This is a genomic window from Xanthomonas sp. NCPPB 2922 (genome assembly GCF_041520885.1).
Classification (GTDB): Bacteria; Pseudomonadota; Gammaproteobacteria; order Xanthomonadales; family Xanthomonadaceae; genus Xanthomonas; species Xanthomonas campestris.
Window position 1 is genome coordinate 53,341 of record NZ_JBGOFY010000010.1, and the last position, 20,930, is coordinate 74,270.

A 20,930-nucleotide genomic window follows, 5' to 3' on the forward strand; every position below is an offset into this window, starting at 1 on the left:
CCCTCGAGATATTCTTTCTCGCGCAGGGAGTCAGCAAAATCTCTATACCTTGGTCTACACCTGCACGTTGGCATGCCGCCGCTCCAGCATGGGGTTTTGTGTGCAGCAACCTGACCGAATTAAAACGCTCCAACCAGCCCTATGCGTCAGACGACGATTGCATAACTAGAGAGTAAGAGCTGTGTTGCCGCTAACTGACCACCCGCTAAAGCGGATGACTCCGCTGATCGGAATTCGCGCTAGGCAACGAAACTTTTCGCCTTCGCAATGGTACATACCATTCGTCTGACGCAGGTCAGATCCCCCCGAAGCGGTCGAGTGATATGGCTATGTGCCTGGATACCTTTAGTAAGCCTGTTGTGCTCAGTTCCATGGTCTGGGCTGCGCCCGTACCGCCGGCGTGGGCGCGCGAGTGATGGACGCCGCTGCGAATGACCGCCAAGGATCGGCATTCGTACTGACGCAGGACGCGCGGCTGGCATCACAGATCAACGCCAGCCTGGCGACTCTGGTCCCAGAGGTCACCATCTTTTCCGACGAACTCGAATTGCTGCGCTGCCTGCGCCACTCGCCGTGCGAGCTTCTGGTTTTCGATGCCCATTGCGTGGCATCGGACGACAGTTCCCTGCTCGCCTGGCAGCGCTGCCACAGTGGTCACCCCACCCCACTGATTGTGCTGGGCCGTTTCGAGTGCCCTGACGACTTGCTGGCCTGGTATCGCGCCGGTGCCCACGAAGTGCTCAGCCTGCCAGTCAACTCACACGAGTTGCATGTGCGCGCATCGCTCGCCATTTGGCCGATGGCAGCCACCTGCATCCAGGCCCAGCAGATCAAGGTGGGCCCGTATCAGCTGCTCCGCGAGAAGAACACGGTGTACCTGCACGAGACAGCGATTGCCTTGACCGCGCGCGAGTTCTCCATCGCCTGGCTGCTGTTTTCGAATCCGGGCGTGTGCTTCCGCCGCTGCCAGCTGGCCAAGGCAGTCTGGGGTAGCCATACCGAGTTCACCGACCGCACCATGGAACAGCACATCTACAAGCTGCGCAAGAAACTGCGGCTGTGCAACCACAGTGGCGCAGTGCGCATTCGCACCGTGTATTCGCATGGCTACAAGCTCGAACTGGCGCTGTCGGACGGCAACACGGCGGCACCCTCCAAGGGCATGACGTCCAATACGGTCAATCGCACCGCAGCTTGCTGAGCTGCGGCTGCTCTGCTTGGAGATAACGCACCGGTGCAGGCGTTGCTGGCGTCTTGACGGAGCTCGCCTGAGTCAGAGTGTTTGGCTGCACGGGCGCGACGTCACGCGCACGGTCGATGGGGTTCGTTCGTGTTGCGACTGCTCATGAAGGCTTGGCCTTCGCAGTCAGCACAGACGTGTACGTTCGAGGCAGCAATGTCAGTAATGCGAGGCCACTGCGCCGCATGGAGCAGCGCTTCGGCCGCCATCGTTGCGGCATCGCCGACACCGGAAATATTGGCCATCCCTGCAGAGCGTTGATGTCCAGCAACAAGGCGGCGTTCTCGCCAGATCCCCCGCCGCTCCTGATCAAGCTTGCGCCGCATGGCAACCCCCGCTGCTGCCATTGCATTACCGCACCGATGCAAACACCCATAAACGACAACGGCGCCAGGTTTCCCTTGGCGCCGCTGTTTTTTGCAGTTTAGAAGAACTTACTGCTTCGGGCTCTCGCCGTACTCGTTCGGGCCGGGCGTGCCCTCCAGGCACATAAACACCAACACGATGAAGCCGCCGAGGTAAGGCACCAGGCTGATCAGATAGAACCAGCCAGACTTGCCCTGGTCGTGGAAGCGACGCACGCTCACCGCAATGCTCGGCACCACCATTGCCAGCATCACGATCACCATGATCGCGAAGACCACCCAGGCCAGCGCGCCCGGGCCGTTATCGCCGCCGCCCACTGCCGCTGCGATGCCGAAAAGACCACCCAGCACCAGCAGGATGATGGCCTGCAGCAGCATGAACATCCAATATTCCTTGCGGCGCGAACGACCATTGAAGTCGGCGTAACGCTTGAGCGGCAGCAACATCCATTCCATCGTGAGTCTCCTGGTGACGAGCAATAAGCGGTATGTGTGATCCGGTGCACAGTGCAACGGGCCGCGCATGGTGCCATAGCCGCAGTCTGGTGAAAACGTTTTCTTTACGCTCTGGCGCGTATGGCCGGCGCTGTCCGACGAGCGGTCGGGCCTGGCGCTGCTGCTGACCCGCACGGCCGCACGCCCCCCATCGCACTTGTCGCTGGGGAGAGCTGCAGCTTGCAGAACGTGGAGGCGCAGCGCCTGCGCCGCCCGCTGCAGCGAGCCCGGTAGAGGCGAGCAACCAGGCAGCGACATAGCGACAACGTCGGTGGCGGCTGCGGGCTTACTCCGCCGCCGCTTCCAGGGCCTGGCTCAATCGCTCCACGGCAACGATCTCCATGCCCTTGATGCTGGACGCCTTCGGCGCATTGGCCTTGGGTACGATCGCGCGCTTGAAGCCGTGCGTCGCCGCCTCCTTCAGGCGGTCCTCGCCGTTGGGCACCGGGCGAATCTCTCCCGACAACCCCACCTCACCGAAGGCGATCGTCTTCTCGGCCAGTGGCCGGTCGCGCAACGACGACAACACCGCCAGCAGCACCGGCAAGTCGGCGGCGGTCTCCTGCACCCGGATACCGCCGACCACGTTGACGAACACGTCCTGGTCACCGACCACGATGCCGCCATGCCGGTGCAGCACCGCCAGCAACATCGCCAGGCGGTTCTGCTCCAGCCCCACGGCGACCCGCCGCGGATTGGACAACGGCGAGGCATCCACCAGCGCCTGCACCTCCACCATCAACGGACGCGTGCCTTCGCGGGTCACCATCACGCAACTGCCCGGCTGGTGGGTGCTGCCGCCGGAAAGGAAAATCGCCGAGGGGTTGGAGACCTCCTTGAGGCCCTTCTCACCCATCGCAAACACGCCCAGCTCGTTGACCGCACCGAAGCGGTTCTTGAACGCACGCAGCAAGCGGAAGCGGCTGCCGCTTTCGCCCTCGAAATACAGCACCGCATCGACCATGTGCTCGAGCACGCGGGGGCCGGCGATGCCGCCTTCCTTGGTGACATGCCCGACCAGGAACACCGCCGTGCCGGTTTCCTTGGCATAGCGCACCAGCCGCGCAGCGCTCTCGCGCACCTGGCTGACCGAACCCGGCGCTGCGGTCAGCGACTCGGTCCACAGCGTCTGCACCGAATCGGCCACGATCAATTTGGGACGCGCCACGCTGGCGTGCTGCAGGATGTTCTCGATTCCGGTTTCGGCCAGCGCATTCAACCCTTCCAACGGGAGGTCCAGCCGCACCGCACGCCCGGCCACCTGGGCCAGCGATTCTTCGCCGGTGACGTACAACACCGGCAGCGTGCTGGCCATGCTGGCCAGCGCCTGCAGCAACAACGTCGACTTGCCAATACCCGGGTCGCCGCCGATCAGGACCACCGCACCCTCGACCAAGCCGCCGCCAAGCACACGATCGAACTCGCCGATGCCGGTGGACACCCGCGCCTGCTCGGACTGCTGCACATCCTTGAGCGCGGTGATCTTGGGCGCTTCGGTCTTGCCCGCCCAACCGCTGCGCCGCGACGCCGCCGGCGAGGCCTTGCCAGCGGGCGTGGCGCTTTCCAGCACGATCTCGCTGAGCGTGTTCCACACCCCGCACTCGGTGCACTGACCCTGCCACTTGGTGTACTCGGCGCCGCATTCGCCGCAGACATAGGCCGTCTTCGCCTTCGCCATCATCTTCTTGCCGTTGCTTCTAAAGCCGAAGCATAGCTGCGGCGGGTCTCACCGCGCGCGACCTGAGCCGGAGACTGGCGTCAGCCGATCGCCGTGTGATGTGTCAGCGGTTGCGGGTCCAGCCGGCGCGGCATCGACCGTTGATGCACGCCATTCGATTACTCAGTCCCGATGCAGAGCGCACTGCGCGTCGCGGATTCGGGATTCGGGATTCGGGATTCGGGATTCGGGATTCGGGATTCGGGATTCAAGAATGCTGCTCGCAGCTCGCGACCAAAGCTACCCGCCTGCGGCATGCGTGGAGTCGCTCAGGCATTGATGCAGGAAACGCACGCAGATGGTTCCGGCACCCAGACATAAGCCGGGATGGCGCCGTCACTCCGCGTAGCGAGATGCGGCGGCATGCCTCGCGCGAACAAAGGCCCTGAAAAGGCGCATCTAAACCACTACGACATCTGCAAACAGCGCACCCAGCGAGCGGCAAGGTGAACGAGCGACGCCCACGCACCAGACTGCTTCAGCCGAACAAGCACCGCTCATCCATCGACGATCATCCAGCTCTACACCGGCATCCTGCACGCATGCAGGATGCCGGCGCAGCGCTCCATTCAACGCGCCTTGTACAGCTCGCTCAAACGGTCCGGTTTGCCGGCAATCCGCTCAAGATGCGGATACAGCAGCCCGCCGTGGTAGTCGATGCGCACTGTGTCGTAGCGGTCGAGTCGCTTGACCAGCAGCTCGATCGGCACGGTGGTTCCCTTGGCGGCGGTGATCGCGTCCTTGATCACGTCACTACTGAAGGCGCGGCCGTTGACCGCCACGATCGTATTGCCCGTGATCAGGCCCGCATTGAAGGCCGGGCCGTCCCAAAGCACATCACTGATATCGCCCGAGGCTTTCAACGACATGCCAAGCGAATAGGTCAGGCTGGCGTCCTTGTCGTCGCTCTCGTCGGTCTTGGTGGCCAGGTTCGGCTCGTCGTTGTAGACCAGCTTCCAGCCATTGGCTTCGATGCCGCCGATCAACGAACCATGCCCATCCATGCGACTGCGCAGGAAGCTCGCCCAGTCGAAGGCAGCCACGCCGTTGAGGGTGCTGACGATGTCATCAAACGTGTACGGATTGACGTCCCAATCGCCGTTCTTCATGCCGAAGAACGCCTTGCCGAAGTCATCGATGGAGCGCTTGTTGTTGGTCAACGCCCGCAGCTTGCTATCCACTTCCAGCCACATCATCTGGCCGCCGGAGTAATAGTCTTCCGACATTTGATAGTTGCGGTACGCCTTGGGGCGGCGCATCGACATGGTCGGGTCGTTAGTGGTGTCCTGCACCGTGCGCCACGCCATGCCGGGGCGGCCACGCTCGTATTGGGCGGCTACGCCGGCAAGCACTTCGCGTGCCTGTTCCTGCGTCCATAGGCCGGAGCGCGCCGACATCACTTCGCCCCAGAACTGGGTCTGGCCTTCATACAGCCACAGCAGGCTGTCGCCCATGGGCACGTTGAAATTCGGCGTCGCCAGATCCGCGCCGCGGCGGTATTTGCCGTTCCAGGAATGGTTGAACTCATGCGCCAGCAAGTCGCGCCCGGTCCAGCTCTTGTCCCACTCGGTGAAGTAATTCGGTGCACCGCTGTTCTCGCTGGAACGGTGATGCTCCAGGCCGATGCCGCCCAGCTTCTTGGTCAGCGCCAGCAGAAATTCGTAGTGGTCGAAATGCCGCGCGCCATACAGCTTGTCCATTTGCTGCACCAACGCGGCGTGCGCCTTGATCTGCTCGGGCTTGGCGTCCAGCGATTTGGCTTCGTCGGCAAAGACGTTCAGATACACCGGCTGCTTGCCGGCGCTCAATTCGACCCGCTTGTAGTACTTGCCGGCAAACATCGGCGAGTCGACCAGGTCATCGAAATCGATCGGCTTGAAGGTCACCGTGTCGCCCACGCGGCGTTCGGTTTCCATGGCCGTGGCATAGCTCCAGCCCGCCGGCAGGGTCACGCTGGCCTGCGCCTTGATGTTGCGCGCGAAGTAGCCGGCCGGATACAGCGCCGTGGTGTTCCACTGCAGGTTGAGCATTTCCGGAGTCATCATCACCCGGCCCTGGCTGCTGGCCTGCGGCGAGAGGAACTTGAATTCGGCCACCAGCTCGCTGGCGCCTTGCGGCACGTCCACCTTGAAGGCGTAGACATCGAACTGGTCGCGCGTCCAGGGCACCACCTTGCCATCGACCTTGATCACCAGACCGGCCAGTTTGTCGATCGGGCCGGTAGGCGAATGGTTGCCCGGGATCCACTGCGGATACAGCAGCGTCATCGGGCCCGGCGAGGCCGGCATGGTGGTCTTGACCTTGAAGATGCGGTGCTGCAGATCGGTGGCATCGACGTCGATCTTCAAGGTGCCTTCGAACGGCACATCCTGCGGCGCGGCGGTTTGTGCGGCGGCAGGCAGGGACAGCGCCGCGAGCAGCGACAAGGACAAGACAGTGGGGACGTTCATCGCGATTCCGTTGGGACCTGGATCAGGCAGCCCTCGATGCTAAGCGCACGCCAGCGCTTCCCCCGTATGCCATTGGTCATGCTGCGATGGATTGCCGGGCAAAAAAAAGCCGCCGGAGTTCCGGCGGCTTTCAGTGATCCGGCGTGGCTGCCGTCTCAATGCATCATGTTGACGTTCATGTTGTGCAGCACCCACAGCGAACCCACGATCACGATGCCGATGATCAGCAGCGAGAACAGGCCCACCTGCACGTTGGAACGCTGCTCCGGCGTACGGTCCATGTGCAGGAAGTACACCATGTGCACCAGCATCTGCACGGCAGCCATCACCGAGATCACGATGACGGTGACGCCCTTGGAGAACGCCCCGCTCATCACCATCGCAAACGGGATGACGGTGAGGATCACGGCCATGACGAAGCCGATCAGATAGGACTTCAGACCGCCGGCATGCGCGTCGGCAGCGTTTTCGGTGTGGTGGTGATTGGCCATTACAGCGCTCCCAGCAGATAGACGACGGTGAACACACCGATCCAGATGATGTCCAGGAAGTGCCAGAACAGGCTCAGGCAGGCAAGACGCGTGCTGTTGCGCGCGGTCAGGCCGTTCTTGGAGATCTGGATCACCAGCACCGCCATCCACAACAGGCCGGACGCCACGTGCAGGCCGTGGGTGCCCACCAGGAAGAAGAAGGCCGACAGGAACGCACTACGCCCCGGGCCCGCACCTTCATGGATCAGGTGATTGAACTCCCAGATTTCCATGCACAGGAAGCCGATACCCAGCAGCGCGGTGACCGCCAGCCAGCCGTACAGGCCGCCCATCTTGCGCTTGTGCGCAGAGATCATGGCGAAGCCGAAGCTCAAGCTGCTGAACAACAGCAGGAAGGTTTCCACCAGCACGAACTTCAGGTCGAACAACTCCTTCGCCGTCGGTCCGTCCACCGTGGCGCCGGACAGCACCGCGTAGGTGGCGAACAGGCCCGCGAACAGCAGGCAGTCGCTCATCAGGTAGACCCAGAACCCGAAGACGGTGTTGCCACCGCCGTCGTGATGCTCGTGGTCGTGATCGTGGCCGCCCGCGTGGGCGCCGTGGTGGTCAAGCGTGGTCGTGGAGGACATGATCAGATCGCCTTCGCGGCCTGAGCCGCATGTTGCTGTTCGAGCTTGGCAAAGCGCGCGTCTTCGATGCGCTTCACTTCCTCGGCCGGCACCCAGTAATCGATGTCGTCATCGAAGGACCGGGCGATGAAGCTGCCGATCATGCCCGCCAGGCCAACGATCGCCAGCCACCAGATGTGCCAGGTCAGACCAAAGCCCAGCAGCACGCTGAAGGCGGCGATGTAGACGCCTGCACCGGTGTTGCGCGGCATGTGGATGGGCTCGTACGAGGACGGACGCACCCAGCCCTTGCCATTCTGCTTGTCGCCCCAGAACTGGTCGCGGTCGTCGATGTGCGGCAGTACGGCGAAGTTGTAGAACGGCGGCGGCGAGGAGGTCGCCCATTCCAGCGTACGGCCATCCCACGGATCACCGGTGTGGTCCATGTTGTCCTTGCGCTTCCAGACGCTGTAAGCGATCTGCACCAGGTTCAAGAAGATACCCAGGCCGATGATCGCTGCACCTGCGGCGGCCACGTACAGCCACGGCGCCCACTCGGGGTGGTTGTAGGTGTTCATGCGACGCGTCATGCCCATGAAGCCAAGCACGTACAGCGGCATGAAGGCCACGAAGAAGCCGATGATCCAGCACCAGAACGAGGCCTTGCCCAGCTTTTCGTTGAGCTTGAAGCCGAACGCCTTCGGGAACCAGTAGGTCAGACCTGCCAGGTAACCGAACACCACACCGCCGATGATCACGTTATGGAAGTGGGCGATCAGGAACAGGCTGTTGTGCAACACGAAGTCCACGGCCGGGATAGCCAGCATCACGCCGGTCATGCCACCGATGGAGAAGGTGATGATGAAGCCGATCGTCCACAGCACCGGCGAGGTCATGTGCACGCGACCGCGGAACATGGTGAACAGCCAGTTGAAGATCTTCACGCCGGTCGGGATCGAGATGATCATCGTCGTGATGCCGAAGAAGGCATTGACGTTGGCACCCGAGCCCATGGTGAAGAAGTGGTGCAACCACACCACGAACGACAGCACGCCGATACACGCAGTGGCATAGACCATCGAGGTGTAGCCGAACAGGCGCTTGCGGCTGTAGGTGGCAATCAACTCGGAAAAGATGCCGAACGCCGGCAGGATCAGGATGTAGACCTCCGGGTGACCCCAGATCCAGATCAGGTTGACGTACATCATGGCGTTGCCGCCACCGTCGTTGGTAAAGAAGTGCGTGCCCAGGTAACGGTCGGCACCCAGCAGCGCCAGCGCCACAGTCAGGATCGGGAACGCAGCGATGATCAGGATGTTGGTGATCAGCGCGGTCCAGGTGAAGATCGGCATGCGCATCAGGGTCATGCCCGGCGCGCGCATGCGCATGATCGTCACGAAGAAGTTCACGCCGGTCAGCAACGTGCCTAACCCGGAGACCTGCAACGCCCAGATGTAGTAGTCCACGCCAACGCCTGGACTGTATTCCAGCCCCGACAATGGCGGATACGCCAGCCAGCCGGTCTGCGCAAACTCACCAACACCCAGCGAGATGTTGATCAGCGCCGCACCGGCCACGAACAGCCAGAAGCTCAGCGAGTTCAGGAACGGAAACGCCACGTCGCGTGCGCCGATCTGCAGCGGCACGATCAGGTTCAACAGGCCGGTCATGAACGGCATGGCCATGAAGAAGATCATGATCACGCCGTGCGCGGTAAAGATCTGGTCGTAGTGGTGCGGCGGCAGCACGCCTTCGCCGCCGTTGCCGGCCAGCGCCTGCTGGGTGCGCATCATCGCCGCATCGGCGAAGCCGCGCAGCAGCATGATCAACGCCACGATGATGTACATCACACCGATGCGCTTGTGGTCCACCGAGGTGAACCACTCATTCCACAAGTAGCCCCACAGCTTGTACTTGGTGATGGCACCCGCGATGAGCAGGCCAAGCAGGCCGGCGCCACCGAGGGCGATCATGATGATCGGCTCGTGGTACGGAACCGCCTCGATCGTCAGCTTACCTAACATCAGTTGTCTCCGAAGTACACATGGCAAACGGCTCTACGACCTTTGCCTTACCGCCGGCATGGCTTTCAGAATGATGGCTACCCATCATGTATTTATCGATCAGCGACCGGAACATGCCGTCGGGCACCGATGAGTAATAGGTGACCGGATACTGTTCCTTGTCGTTGCGATTGGCGGCCAGCGCCTGGTATTCGGCAGCGTCCAGCGCCTTCGGCGATGCCTTAACCTTGGCCACCCATGCCTCGAAGCCGGCCTGGTCGGTGGCACGCGCCACGAAGCTCATCTTCGAGAAGCCATGACCGCTGTAATTGCTGGACAGGCCGAAGTACTCGCCCGGCTCATTGGCAACCAGATGCAGCTTGGTCTCCATGCCGGCCATCGAATAGATCATGGTGCCCAGGTGTGGAATGAAGAAGGCATTCATCACCGTATCGGAGGTGATCTTGAAGTTCAGCGGCGCATGCACCGGGAACGCGATCTCATTGACCGTGGCGATGCCCTGATCCGGATAGATGAACATCCACTTCCAGTCCAGCGACACCGCCTCGATGTTGATCGGCTTGATGTCCGAGTCCAGCGGCCGGTACGGGTCCAGCGCATGCGACGAGCGCCAGGTCAGCACCGCCAGCACCAGGATGATCACGCACGGGATCGACCAGACCACCACCTCGATCGCGGTGGAGTGCGACCAATCCGGCTCGTAGCGCGCCTTGGTGTTGGACGCGCGGTATTTCCACGCGAACGCAATCGCCATGACGATCACCGGGATCACCACGATCAGCATCAGCACCACCGAGGTGATCAGTAGTTGCTTCTCGTCGTGGCCGATCTGGCCTTTCGGATTGAGGATGGCCGAGTTGCAGCCTGCCAACAGCAGGAACGGCAACATCAGACCTGGACGAAGTACACGCCCGAGATGTTTCAACGGAATCATCGGTCGATCCAAGTGCGAAGGAACGCCAGCCTCGTTCGTCGGATCCGCCAGCGGCGTTTTGAACAGCCCGCTCCCGGTGGAGATGGCGGCCCAGATCGAAGACACGGGTTAGCTCCCTGATTTTAGTCTTTGCTGCACCTGCACGAAACCCATTGGCAATGATCCATCGCAATGAATGCGCGCAGATGTGTGCGACATGTTGTCGCAGCGCGTCAAAGTGCAGGGAATGCGGCCAGTTGCGGCCGTCGTGCAGTGGGCAGAGAACCTGCGCGATGCCCTTAAAATTCCAGCGTCGACGCGCATAGCGCCCAAACGCAACTGGGCCGACCAAAGGTCGACCCAGTGATGATGCGATGGTGCCGGAAATAGGAATCGAACCTACGACCTACGCATTACGAATGCGCCGCTCTACCAACTGAGCTATTCCGGCGAGCCGTGAATTGTAGGAGCGGAGCGCCGCTGCGGTCAATCGCCTTGGGTGTCGCGGCTGTGCCACGCACCTGCGTCTCAGCCACCGCGATCGTTGCGCCCTCCTCCGCAGCGCTCGGCTTCAGCCGAGCCGGTGAGGCAACTGCGCGGACATTCCGCCGATGCCCTGGCGTGCGCCTCCTGCTCAGCTGACCAGCCGCAGCCGCAGCTCCTTGGGCAGGGCGAACACCATCGACTCCGGCTCGCCCGCCAGTTCGGACACGCCATTGGCACCGAGCTCGCGCAGCCGCGCCAGCACGCCGTCGACCAGCACCTGCGGCGCCGAAGCGCCAGCGGTCAGGCCGATATGCTGCTTGCCGACGATCCAGGCCGGGTCGATCTCGCTGGCGTTGTCGATCAGGTAGGACTCCACCCCATCGCGGCGGGCCAGCTCGCTGAGCCGGTTGGAGTTGGAGCTGTTGGGCGAGCCCACCACCAGTACCAGATCGCACTGCCGCGCCAGGTCGCGCACCGCATCCTGGCGGTTCTGCGTGGCGTAGCAGATGTCGTCATGCTTTGGCCCCTGCATGGCCGGATAGCGCACGCGCAAGGCCTCGATGATGCCCATGGTGTCGTCCACCGACAGCGTGGTCTGGGTCGTATAGGCCAGGTTCTCCGGCTGGCGCACCTGCAAGGTGGCGACCTGCTCGATATCTTCCACCAGGTAGATCTGCCCGGGGCCGCGCTCGCGGCTCCACTGGCCCATGGTGCCCTCCACTTCCGGATGCCCGGCATGGCCGATCAGCACCACGTCGCGGCCGGCGCGGCAATGGCGAGCAACTTCGAAATGCACCTTGGTCACCAGCGGGCAGGTTGCATCGAACACCTTCAGCCCGCGCCGTTCGGCCTCCACGCGCACGGCCTGGGAGACGCCGTGGGCGCTGAAGATCACCGTGGCGTCGTCCGGCACTTCGTCCAGTTCCTCGACGAAGATGGCGCCGCGCTGCTTGAGGTCGTCGACCACGAAGCGGTTGTGCACCACCTCGTGGCGCACGTAGATCGGCGCACCCAGCGTCTCGATCGCACGCTTGACGATCTCGATCGCGCGGTCGACACCGGCGCAGAAGCCGCGGGGATTGGCGAGCAGGACGTCCATAAGCTTCTTCTCTCGACGGCCCGGCCGCGATGGCCGGACGTTTTCAACAGGGGGCGCGGCCGCCGACAACGCGGCGCCAGGCGCTTTGCTGCGGCGTGCCCGTCAAGGCAGCGTCGCAGCGGGCATGGATCAGGATTATCCCGCTTTTCGACTGCGCTTGCCGTCGAACAAACCGAACAGTGCGATGCCGATCGCGCCACCCACGATCGCCGAGTCGGCGATATTGAACGACGGCCAGGTGTGCTCGCCGACATACCACTGGATGAAATCGACCACGTGGCCGTGCATCAGGCGGTCGATCACATTGCCGATCGCCCCGCCGATGACCAGCGCATACGGCACTGCGCTGCGCCAGTCGCCGCGCGCGGTGCGCGACAGCCAGAACGCCAGCAGGCCACTGATGCCGACCGCCAGCGCGGTGAAGAACCACAGCTGCCAGCCACCGGCATCACTCAGGAAGCTGAAGGCTGCCCCGGTGTTGTAGGTGCGGTACCAGTTCCAGAACCCGTCGATGACCGGCACCGGGGTGTATTCGGGCAGGCTGGACAGCACCCAGGCCTTGCTCCACTGATCCAGGCCGATCACAACAGCCGAAAGCAGTAACCAGATCAGGGCGGACGGGTTGGGTCGTTGACTCATGTCGAAATATCGCAAGTAGGAGGCCTTCTCCGTGGCGGAGAAGAGGCCTGGATGGCGGGAACAACACAGGATGGCACGCACGGGACAACCAACCGACCTGCCCCATGCCGGCATGCGCGCCGGGCTTCAGCTGCAGGGCCCGCCGCAGGGCAAACTGAGGAACGGTGGCTGCCCACCAGAACCGCGTCGACCGCACAGCTGGCCGGCGCCGCAACCCTGCAGCGGACGCGGCGGCGCGCCGAACACGCCGCCACGCCATAGCCGCATCAGAACCAGCGACGCTCCTCGCCCGGGCCTTCGATGTTGCTGACGCAGCGGCTGCACAACTCCGGGTGCCGCGGGTCGCTGCCCACGCTGGCCTGGTGGTGCCAGCAGCGCACGCACTTGGCCTTGGTGGTGGGCTGCGCACTGACGAAGATGTCGTCGGTGCTGGCCGCGGTCACGGTGACGTCGCCACTGATAAACAGGAAGCGCAGCTCATCGCTCAGCGGCTGCCAGCGCGCGGCGGTCTGAGCGTCGGCGGCCACGGTGATTTCCGCGTCCAGCGCCGCGCCGATCGCGCCATTGGCACGCATCGGCTCCAGCACCTTGGCTACCTGCTCACGCAGCGCCAGCAACTTGTCGACGTCGGCGCTGGTCAGTGCAGCGTCCGCCGGCATCGGCGCCAGCCCCTCGTACCAGGTGGCGAACAGCACGTTGCCGGAGTGCTCGCCCGGCAGGTGCGCCCACAGTTCTTCGGCGGTGAAGCTCAGCACCGGCGCAATCCAGCGCACGAACGCCTCGGCCACGTGATACATCGCGCTCTGCGCCGAACGGCGGCCGCGCGCATCCTCGGCCATCGTGTACAGGCGGTCCTTGGTGACATCCAGGTACAGCGAACCCAGGTCCACGCTGCAGAAATTCAGCAGCGCCTGCACGATTTCGGCGAAGTCGTAGCGCGCGTAGGCGGCAGTGATCTTCTCCTGCAGCTCGTGGGCGCGATGCACGATCCAGCGGTCCAGCAGCACCATGTCGTCCAGTGCCACCAGATGCTGCAACGGGTCGAACCCATGCAGATTACCGAGCAGAAAGCGCGCGGTATTGCGCAGACGACGGTAGGCATCGGCATTGCGCTTGAGGATCTCCTGCGACAGCGACATCTCGTTGCTGTAATCGGCCGAGGCGATCCACAGGCGCAGGATGTCGGCGCCCAGCGTGCGCATGATTTCCTGCGGCTCGATCCCGTTGCCCAGCGACTTGGACATCTTGCGGCCGTGCTCGTCCACAGTGAATCCGTGGGTGAGGCACTGCTTGTAGGGCGCGACCTTGTCCATCGCCACGCCGGTCAGCAGCGAGGACTGGAACCAGCCGCGATGCTGATCGGAGCCTTCCAGGTACAGGTCGGCCGGCTTGGGCAGGCCGCGATCCACCAGCACCGCCTCATGGGTCACGCCGGAGTCGAACCACACGTCCAGGATGTCGGTGATCTTGTCGTAGTCGCAGGCTTCATCGCCCAGCAGCTCGGCCGCGTCCAGCGTGTACCAGACATCCACGCCGCCCTGCTCCACCCGCTCTGCCACCTGCCGCATCAGCTCGGTACTGCGCGGATGCGGCTCGCCGGTTTCGCGGTGCACGAACAACGCGATCGGCACGCCCCAGGTGCGCTGGCGCGAGATGGTCCAGTCCGGACGCCCGTCGATCATGCCGGCGATCCGCGCCTGGCCCCACGACGGATACCAATGCACGGTTTCGATGGCCTTGAGCGCATCGGCGCGCAGGTTGGCCTGCTCCATCGAGATGAACCATTGCGGCGTGGCGCGGAACGCGATCGGCGTCTTGTGGCGCCAGCAATGCGGATAGCTGTGCTCCATCGTGCTGGCGGCCAGCAACACGCCGGTGTCGCGCAACGCATCGATGATGACGTCGTTGGCTTTCCAGATATGCAGCCCGGCCAGCACGGTGTCGCCCAGCGGCGGGGTGGACGGCAGATACACGCCGCGCCCGTCGATCGGGTTGATTTGCGCGGCGCTGTAGCGCTCCAGCAGACCATACTGTTTGGAGACCTGGTAGTCCTCCTGGCCGTGGCCCGGCGCGGTATGTACCGCACCGGTACCGTCGTCGTCGGACACGTGATCGCCCAGGATCAGCGGGATGTCGCGTTCGGCATAGAACGGGTGCGCCAGCAGCAGCTGGTCCAGCGCCGCGCCCTTGGCGTGACCATGTACCACCACCGCCTCGACGCCGTAGCGCGCCAGCGCCTTGCCGGCCAACGCCTCGGCGATCACCAGCCAGCGCGGCTGGCCGTGGTCGGCCGGGCCTTCCACCAACACGTAGTCCAGGGCGGCGCCCAGGCTCACCGCCAGCGAGGCCGGCAGCGTCCAGGGCGTGGTGGTCCAGATCGGCACCGCCACCTGCGTACCCGCAGGCAGCGTGACGCCGAATGCCGCAGCGATCGCGGCCGGATCACGTGCCGGGTAGGCGATATCCACCGTCGGCGACACCTTGTCGGCGTATTCGATCTCCGCCTCGGCCAAGGCCGAGCCGCAGTCGAAGCACCAGTGCACCGGCTTGACGCCACGCGTGAGGTGGCCGTTGTCGATGACCTTGGCCAGCGCGCGGATTTCATTGGCTTCGAAGCGGAAGTCCAGCGTCTTGTACGGGTTGTCCCAGTCGCCGATCACGCCCAGGCGCTTGAAATCGCGCCGCTGCAGGTCGATCTGCTCGGTCGCGTACTCGCGGCACTTCTGGCGGAACTGCGCAGCGTCCAGCTTCACGCCGACCTTGCCGAACTTCTTCTCGATCGCGATTTCGATCGGCAGCCCATGGCAGTCCCAGCCCGGGATGTACGGCGCATCGAAGCCAGCTAGGTACTTGGACTTGACGATGATGTCCTTGAGGATCTTGTTGACCGCGTGACCCAGATGGATCTGCCCGTTCGCATACGGCGGGCCGTCGTGCAGCACGAACAGCGGGCGCCCGGCGGCATTGGCACGCACTTGTGCGTACAGCCCCTCGCGCTCCCAGCGCTCCAGCATCGCCGGCTCGCGCTTGGGCAGGTCGCCGCGCATCGGAAAGTCCGTGGCGGGCAGATGGAGTGTGGCTTTGTAATCTTGGGTCACGGGAATCTACCGTTGCGCTGCGTTATGTGAACCGTCCGCACGGGCGTGCGCAGGGCTTTGCGAGGGGCTCGCAGGTGAGGTCTCTGCAGACATGTGCGTAGCTGTCTGCGTCGAAGGTGCATCGGCGTGCTGTGCATCGGCCTGCTGCGGCAAAGAATGCGTGCGCGCATGCGTGGCAAGCACGGCGCGCGCCTGCTCGGCATCGCGATGCATCTGCACGGTCAGCGCTTCCAAGCCATCAAACTTTTCTTCATCGCGCAGCTTGGCGACGAATTCGACAGCGATGTGGCGCCCGTACAAGTCGCCCTGGAAATCGAACAGGTGCGCTTCCAGCAGCGGCTCGATCCCCGCAACCGTGGGCCGCGTACCGAAGCTGGAGACCGACGGCCATGGCTGCGCGGCCACGCCATGCACCCAGGTGGCATAGATGCCGGACAGCGCCGGGGTGCGGGAAAACCGCAGATTGGCGGTGGGATACCCCAACGTGCGGCCAAGCTGCTTGCCGCGGACCACACGTCCACCGATCGCGTACGGCCGGCCGAGCAATTCGCCGGCATGGGCAAATTCACCGGCCACCAGCAGTTCCCGGATGCGCGTTGCCGAGATGCGCTCGCCGCGCAGATGCACCGGCGCAATCTCGCCGGCAGCAAAGCCGTGCTGCTCGCCCAGGGCACGCAACAGCGCAATGTCGCCGCCACGCCGATGGCCGAAGCGGAACTCCGGGCCGATCCACACTTCGCGTGCGCACAGGCGCCCCACCAATGCCAGGCGGACGAAGTCCTGCGCGCTCATCGCCGACAGCCGGCCATCAAACCGGATCATGCCGACGCTATCGGCACCAAAGCCGTACAAGCCTTCGATCTTGGCGCGGGCCAGGGTCAGGCGCGGCGGCGGCGTGTCGTTGGCGAAGAACTCGCGCGGCAACGGCTCGAAACTCACCGCCACCGCCGGCACGCCCAGCGCACGCGCACGTTCGACCGCATGGCGCACCAGCGCCTGATGACCCAGGTGCAGGCCATCGAAGGCACCGATGCAGACCACGCTTCCGTGCGGGAACAGCGTCCCGCCCTCGACGTCTCTAAACAGCCTGCTCATTCCTCGTTCCAAAGCGACGCCAGCCTGCGGGCCAGCCCTCGATCATGCATAACCGTCAAGTATAGCCGCGCGCAACAAATCGCATGGCCCCGGCAGCTGAGATGGGGACGTCCGCCCGGCTTGCCAATCGACCGGCAGCCGGCGCACGCGCAGCGTGTGCCGGGTCGCCCCGGCCGCGTGAGGAGCGACACCCATCTCCGGCACGCAAGCCTCCAGCGTCCAAGCCCCTTCGCGGCGTCACTGCTCGCGCAGATGCCGCGGCCGCAGCCCCAGTGCCAACTGCGCCACTACATAGGTGAGCCCGCCACTGCCCACCAGCACCGCCAGCCAGCCGATGCGCTGCCACTTGTCCATCTCGGTGAACGACGGCAACCACCACAGCAGGCCCAACAGCACCACCACCATCGCCGCACAGGCCACCAGCAGCCGCGCCGCATAGCCTGCCCAGCCCGGCCGGCGCTGATACACGCCGGACTTGCCCAGCCAGAACCACAACAGGCCCAGGTTGAGATAACTGGACAGCGCACTGGCAATGCCCAGTGCCAGATGCAGGCCGGGCTGCTTGCCGAGCGCCTGCATCACGCCTTGCGCCTTCAATTCCGCCGGCACCATCACCTGGTAGAGCACGGCCAGGAACGCGAAGTTGAACACCATGTTGGCGATCAGCGCCGCCACGCCCGCACGCACCGGAGTGCGGGTGTCCTGCCGCGCATAGAACGCTGGCAGCACAACTTTCAGCATCGCGTAGGCCGGCAGGCCAAAACTCAGCCCGTACACCGACAGCGCAGTCATGCGGGTGTCGAACGCGGTGAACTGGCGGTACTGGAACAAGGTAGCCACCAGCGGCTCGGCCAGCAGCAGTAGGCCCAGCATCGCCGGCATCGCGATCAGCAAGGTAGTGCGAAAACCCCAGTCCAACGCCCCGGAGAACGCGCTGCGGTCGGTCTTGACATGATGCCGCGCCAACGCCGGCAGGATCACCGTGCCCAGGGCCACACCGAACACGCCCAGCGGCAGCTCCAGGAAGCGGTCCGCCAGCGACAGCCACGACTGCGACCCGTCACTCAGGCGCGCAGCAATCACCGTGTCCAGCATCAGGTTGATCTGCGCCACCGATGAGCCGAACAGCGTCGGGATCATCAAGGTCAGCACCTTGCGCACGTCCGGATGACGCCAGCCCCAGCGCGGCAGCGTGAGCAGGTCGATACCCTTCAACGCCGGCAGCTGGAACAGCAGTTGCAACGCACCAGCCACCAGCACTGCCCAGCCCAGCGCCAAGATCGGCACGTCCAGGCGCGGTGCCAACCACAGCGCGCCGGCGATCATGCATAGATTGAGGATCACCGGGGTCAGCGCCGGGATCGCAAACCGCTGGAAGCTATTCAGCGCACCACCGGCCAGGGCCGTCAGCGAAACGAACAGCAGGAACGGAAAGGTCAGCCGCAGCAGATCCACCAGCAGGCCGTACTTGTCCGGATCGGTCGCGGCGCCATCGGAGAACACCGAAGCGAGCTGCGGGGTGAAGATCAGCCCCAGCGCCGTCACCAACAGCAACATGCCGCCCAGGGTGCCGGAGACGCGCGCCATCAATTCGCGCAGGTCGGCGTGCGGCCGGGTCTCCTTGACCTCGGTGAACACCGGCACGAAGGCGGTGGCGAACGAGCCTTCGGCGAACAGGCGCCGCAGGAAGTTCGGAATCCGGAACGCCACCCAGAACGCGTCGGTCACCGCGTTGGCGCCGAAGGTAGTGGAGATCGCCTGGTCGCGGATCAGGCCCAGCACCCGCGACACCATGGTCATACTGCTAAACGAGAGCAGCCCCCTCATCATGCGGGGTGTGCTCATGGGCAATCCCTCTTGACAACTGACTTGACGTACATATCTGGGTCCATCATACTTTCGCGCTTGCTTTTTCCACCATACCGATTTTTCAGGAACCCACCACCGTGGCCAATATCAAGTCCGCCAAGAAGCGCGCCAAGCAGACCGTTGTGCGCAACGAGCGCAACACGGGCCAGCGTTCGATGCTGCGCACCGCCGTCAAGAAGGTGATCAAGGCCCTTGACGCCAACGATGCTGCAGGCGCCGAAGCTGCTTTCGCCGTTGCTCAGCCCATCCTCGACCGTTTCAGCGCCCGCGGCCTGATTCACAAGAACAAGGCTGCGCGTCACAAGAGCCGCCTGACCGCTCGCATCAAGGCCATCAAGGCCGCGTAAGCGATCAGCAGGTTCGCCATCGAAAGCCTGGCTTTCGATGGCACAAGAAAACCCGGCCTTGGCCGGGTTTTTTGTGGGCGCCTGTCTGCGCTCAACCTGCATTGCGCGCCTCGAGCTCGTCCTCGCGCTGACGATCGAAGAAGGCCATCACATCCTTCATGATCGGGAAGGTGCCATCACGGCCCAGCGCCGACACCAGGTACCATGGCGCCGTCCAGCCCAGCTCGGCCACGATGGCCTCGGCGGCGGCCTGCGCCTCCTCCGGGAACATCAGGTCGGCCTTGTTGAGTACCAGCCACCGTGGCTTTTCCAGCAGCGCCGGATCATGCCGTTCGAGTTCGCGCTCGATGGTGCGCACCTGATCGACCGGCGACACGCCATCCACGCCACCGTCCATCGGCGAAATGTCCACCAGATGCAGCAACAGGCGGGTGCGCTGCAGATGGCGCAGGAACTGCGTACCCAGGCCGGCACCATCGGCGGCGCCCTCGATCAGGCCCGGCACGTCGGCGATCACGAAGCTGCGATACGCCTCGACGCTGACCACACCCAGATTCGGGTACAGCGTGGTGAACGGGTAATCGGCCACCTTCGGCGTCGCCGCCGAAACCGCACGAATCAACGTGCTCTTACCGGCATTGGGAAAGCCCAGCAGGCCGACGTCGGCCAGCAGCTTGAGCTCCAGCTTGAGCAGGCGCTCCTCGCCCTCCTCGCCGGTGGTGGACTGGCGCGGCGCGCGGTTCACCGAGCTCTTGAAATGCATGTTGCCCAGGCCGCCCTTGCCGCCCTTGGCCACCAGCAGACGATCGCCGTGCTGGGTCATGTCGCCGATGATTTCATCGGTCTGCACGTTCATCACCACCGTGCCGACCGGCACCACGATGACGCGGTCTTCGCCACCCTTGCCATAGGCCTGCCGGCCCATGCCGTTCTCGCCGCGCTGCGCCTTGAACGCGCGCTCATGGCGGAAATCGACCAGGGTGTTGACGTTTTCGTCGGCCACGATCCAGACGCTGCCGCCGTTGCCGCCGTCACCGCCATCCGGCCCGCCAAGCGGGATGAACTTCTCGCGGCGAAAGCCGACACAGCCATTGCCGCCATTACCGGCGGTGACCAGGATTTCTGCTTCGTCGACTAACTTCATGGGCTTGCAACCGGGAATGGGGAATAGGGAATGGGGAATCGGCCAGCAAAAGCGGCGGATTCCTGCCGGCGAAAACACCCGCCAGCACGGCTGTAGAAACACGCGATGGGACGCAGAACCGGCTTTTCCGATTCCCGACTCCCTACTCCCGATTCCCAGCCGTCAAACGAAAAACCCCGCCGAAGCGGGGCTCTCCGTCTCGCCCGCCTGGCAATACTGCCGTGCGGGCTGGTCTGCATGAAGCGGCGATTACGCCTCGGCAACCACGCTGACGGTGCGACGCTTCTTCGGGCCCTTGGTGGTGAATTCCACCTTGCCGTTGACCAGCGCAAACAGCGTGTGGTCACGACCCAGGCCGACGCCGGCGCCCGGGTGGAACTGGGTGCCACGCTGACGCACGATGATGTTGCCGGCATCGATGGCCTGGCCACCGAAGATCTTGACGCCGAGGTACTTCGGGTTGGAATCGCGACCGTTGCGCGAGGAACCTACGCCCTTTTTATGTGCCATGACTGGTTCTCCTTACTTCTTGTCGCCACCGGCGATGCCGGTGATCTCGATTTCGGTGTAGTACTGACGGTGTCCCTGACGCTTCATGTGGTGCTTGCGGCGGCGGAACTTGATGATGCGCACCTTGTCGGCGCGGCCATGGGCCACAACCTTGGCGGTGACCGAAGCGCCCTTCAGCGCGTCGCCCAGCTTGATGCCATCGCTATCACCCAACATCAGGATGGTGTCGAACTTGATCTCGTTGCCGGCTTCGACTTCGAGTTTTTCCACGCGGAGCGTTTCGCCCTGCGCGACGCGGTATTGCTTACCGCCCGTTACCAGAACTGCGTACATGACCAGG

The 20,930-nt window shown here is 63.9% G+C and carries 18 protein-coding genes and 1 tRNA gene; 3 read left to right on the top strand and 16 right to left on the bottom strand.

The annotated features are described in order from the left end of the window. Positions 1 to 415 precede the first annotated feature (415 nt). The gene (locus tag ACD584_RS12655; protein WP_029217108.1) at positions 416 to 1,201 is read left to right on the top strand and encodes a response regulator transcription factor; all 786 of its coding nucleotides are present in this window, start codon (positions 416 to 418) and stop codon (positions 1,199 to 1,201) included. A gap of 224 nt (positions 1,202 to 1,425) precedes the next feature. After that, on the top strand, positions 1,426 to 1,668 hold the full coding sequence (locus ACD584_RS12660) for a hypothetical protein (protein ID WP_139328365.1): 243 nt from the start codon (positions 1,426 to 1,428) through the stop codon (positions 1,666 to 1,668). 6 nt (positions 1,669 to 1,674) lie between these two features. Here the strand turns inward: ACD584_RS12660 and ACD584_RS12665 are convergent, their stop codons facing one another. The 13 genes from ACD584_RS12665 to murJ form a co-directional block, all read right to left on the bottom strand. Next, the gene (locus tag ACD584_RS12665; RefSeq protein ID WP_011036362.1) at positions 1,675 to 2,061 is read right to left on the bottom strand and encodes a DUF805 domain-containing protein; all 387 of its coding nucleotides are present in this window, start codon (positions 2,059 to 2,061) and stop codon (positions 1,675 to 1,677) included. 325 nt (positions 2,062 to 2,386) lie between these two features. After that, on the bottom strand, positions 2,387 to 3,778 hold the full coding sequence (gene radA, locus ACD584_RS12670) for a DNA repair protein RadA (RefSeq protein ID WP_012438953.1): 1,392 nt from the start codon (positions 3,776 to 3,778) through the stop codon (positions 2,387 to 2,389). A gap of 608 nt (positions 3,779 to 4,386) precedes the next feature. Further along, a complete protein-coding gene (locus ACD584_RS12675; RefSeq protein ID WP_175611549.1) occupies positions 4,387 to 6,267 on the bottom strand; it encodes a M61 family metallopeptidase in 1,881 nt (626 codons plus the stop codon). Positions 6,268 to 6,422: 155 nt separating this feature from the next. Further along, positions 6,423 to 6,758 carry a cytochrome o ubiquinol oxidase subunit IV gene (gene cyoD / locus ACD584_RS12680; RefSeq protein WP_011036359.1) on the bottom strand — a complete coding sequence of 112 codons (336 nt, stop codon included), beginning with the start codon at positions 6,756 to 6,758 and terminating at the stop codon, positions 6,423 to 6,425. Continuing rightward, positions 6,758 to 7,393, bottom strand: a complete 636-nt coding sequence (gene cyoC, locus ACD584_RS12685) for a cytochrome o ubiquinol oxidase subunit III (RefSeq protein WP_175611805.1) — start codon at positions 7,391 to 7,393, stop codon at positions 6,758 to 6,760. Before cyoC ends, cyoD begins: the two co-directional genes overlap by 1 nt. Then, a complete protein-coding gene (gene cyoB, locus ACD584_RS12690) occupies positions 7,390 to 9,390 on the bottom strand; it encodes a cytochrome o ubiquinol oxidase subunit I (protein ID WP_014507037.1) in 2,001 nt (666 codons plus the stop codon). Before cyoB ends, cyoC begins: the two co-directional genes overlap by 4 nt. Next, positions 9,380 to 10,324 carry a ubiquinol oxidase subunit II gene (gene cyoA, locus ACD584_RS12695; protein WP_011036356.1) on the bottom strand — a complete coding sequence of 315 codons (945 nt, stop codon included), beginning with the start codon at positions 10,322 to 10,324 and terminating at the stop codon, positions 9,380 to 9,382. Before cyoA ends, cyoB begins: the two co-directional genes overlap by 11 nt. 354 nt (positions 10,325 to 10,678) lie before the next feature. Further along, a tRNA-Thr gene (locus ACD584_RS12700) sits at positions 10,679 to 10,754 on the bottom strand. 183 nt (positions 10,755 to 10,937) lie between these two features. Next, positions 10,938 to 11,888 carry a 4-hydroxy-3-methylbut-2-enyl diphosphate reductase gene (gene ispH, locus ACD584_RS12705; RefSeq protein ID WP_011269934.1) on the bottom strand — a complete coding sequence of 317 codons (951 nt, stop codon included), beginning with the start codon at positions 11,886 to 11,888 and terminating at the stop codon, positions 10,938 to 10,940. A gap of 135 nt (positions 11,889 to 12,023) precedes the next feature. Further along, positions 12,024 to 12,527, bottom strand: a complete 504-nt coding sequence (lspA, locus tag ACD584_RS12710) for a signal peptidase II (RefSeq protein WP_011036354.1) — start codon at positions 12,525 to 12,527, stop codon at positions 12,024 to 12,026. A 266-nt stretch (positions 12,528 to 12,793) separates the two neighbouring features. Next, a complete protein-coding gene (ileS, locus tag ACD584_RS12715; protein WP_076036194.1) occupies positions 12,794 to 15,625 on the bottom strand; it encodes an isoleucine--tRNA ligase in 2,832 nt (943 codons plus the stop codon). Positions 15,626 to 15,631: 6 nt separating this feature from the next. After that, positions 15,632 to 16,720 (bottom strand): bifunctional riboflavin kinase/FAD synthetase, encoded by a 1,089-nt coding sequence (locus ACD584_RS12720; protein WP_011036352.1) that lies wholly within the window; start codon positions 16,718 to 16,720, stop codon positions 15,632 to 15,634. Between the two features lie 237 nt (positions 16,721 to 16,957). Continuing rightward, positions 16,958 to 18,550 carry a murein biosynthesis integral membrane protein MurJ gene (gene murJ, locus ACD584_RS12725; protein ID WP_076036195.1) on the bottom strand — a complete coding sequence of 531 codons (1,593 nt, stop codon included), beginning with the start codon at positions 18,548 to 18,550 and terminating at the stop codon, positions 16,958 to 16,960. Between the two features lie 116 nt (positions 18,551 to 18,666). On the opposite strand from murJ, the gene rpsT reads away from it, so the two are divergent. Further along, entirely contained in the window at positions 18,667 to 18,936 is a 270-nt protein-coding gene (gene rpsT / locus ACD584_RS12730; protein ID WP_002807888.1) for a 30S ribosomal protein S20, read from the top strand. 91 nt (positions 18,937 to 19,027) lie between these two features. Here the strand turns inward: rpsT and obgE are convergent, their stop codons facing one another. The 3 genes from obgE to rplU form a co-directional block, all read right to left on the bottom strand. Continuing rightward, the gene (gene obgE / locus ACD584_RS12735; RefSeq protein WP_011036350.1) at positions 19,028 to 20,080 is read right to left on the bottom strand and encodes a GTPase ObgE; all 1,053 of its coding nucleotides are present in this window, start codon (positions 20,078 to 20,080) and stop codon (positions 19,028 to 19,030) included. Positions 20,081 to 20,329: 249 nt separating this feature from the next. Further along, a complete protein-coding gene (gene rpmA / locus ACD584_RS12740) occupies positions 20,330 to 20,590 on the bottom strand; it encodes a 50S ribosomal protein L27 (protein WP_011036349.1) in 261 nt (86 codons plus the stop codon). A gap of 12 nt (positions 20,591 to 20,602) precedes the next feature. Beyond that, entirely contained in the window at positions 20,603 to 20,923 is a 321-nt protein-coding gene (gene rplU / locus ACD584_RS12745) for a 50S ribosomal protein L21 (RefSeq protein ID WP_005989959.1), read from the bottom strand. Positions 20,924 to 20,930: the final 7 nt, after the last annotated feature.

Excerpts from the sequence above, each read along its gene's own strand:
- ACD584_RS12665 (WP_011036362.1), bottom strand. The coding sequence starts at position 2,061 with ATGGAATGGATGTTGCTGCCGCTCAAGCGTTACGCCGACTTCAATGGT.
- ACD584_RS12655 (WP_029217108.1), top strand. The coding sequence starts at position 416 with ATGGACGCCGCTGCGAATGACCGCCAAGGATCGGCATTCGTACTGACG.
- radA (WP_012438953.1), bottom strand. The coding sequence starts at position 3,778 with ATGGCGAAGGCGAAGACGGCCTATGTCTGCGGCGAATGCGGCGCCGAG.
- ACD584_RS12675 (WP_175611549.1), bottom strand. The coding sequence starts at position 6,267 with ATGAACGTCCCCACTGTCTTGTCCTTGTCGCTGCTCGCGGCGCTGTCC.
- cyoA (WP_011036356.1), bottom strand. The coding sequence starts at position 10,324 with ATGATTCCGTTGAAACATCTCGGGCGTGTACTTCGTCCAGGTCTGATG.
- cyoB (WP_014507037.1), bottom strand. The coding sequence starts at position 9,390 with ATGTTAGGTAAGCTGACGATCGAGGCGGTTCCGTACCACGAGCCGATC.
- ACD584_RS12660 (WP_139328365.1), top strand. The coding sequence starts at position 1,426 with ATGGAGCAGCGCTTCGGCCGCCATCGTTGCGGCATCGCCGACACCGGA.
- cyoD (WP_011036359.1), bottom strand. The coding sequence starts at position 6,758 with ATGGCCAATCACCACCACACCGAAAACGCTGCCGACGCGCATGCCGGC.
- rplU (WP_005989959.1), bottom strand. The coding sequence starts at position 20,923 with ATGTACGCAGTTCTGGTAACGGGCGGTAAGCAATACCGCGTCGCGCAG.
- murJ (WP_076036195.1), bottom strand. The coding sequence starts at position 18,550 with ATGATGAGGGGGCTGCTCTCGTTTAGCAGTATGACCATGGTGTCGCGG.
- obgE (WP_011036350.1), bottom strand. The coding sequence starts at position 20,080 with ATGAAGTTAGTCGACGAAGCAGAAATCCTGGTCACCGCCGGTAATGGC.
- ACD584_RS12720 (WP_011036352.1), bottom strand. The coding sequence starts at position 16,720 with ATGAGCAGGCTGTTTAGAGACGTCGAGGGCGGGACGCTGTTCCCGCAC.
- lspA (WP_011036354.1), bottom strand. The coding sequence starts at position 12,527 with ATGAGTCAACGACCCAACCCGTCCGCCCTGATCTGGTTACTGCTTTCG.
- rpmA (WP_011036349.1), bottom strand. The coding sequence starts at position 20,590 with ATGGCACATAAAAAGGGCGTAGGTTCCTCGCGCAACGGTCGCGATTCC.
- ispH (WP_011269934.1), bottom strand. The coding sequence starts at position 11,888 with ATGGACGTCCTGCTCGCCAATCCCCGCGGCTTCTGCGCCGGTGTCGAC.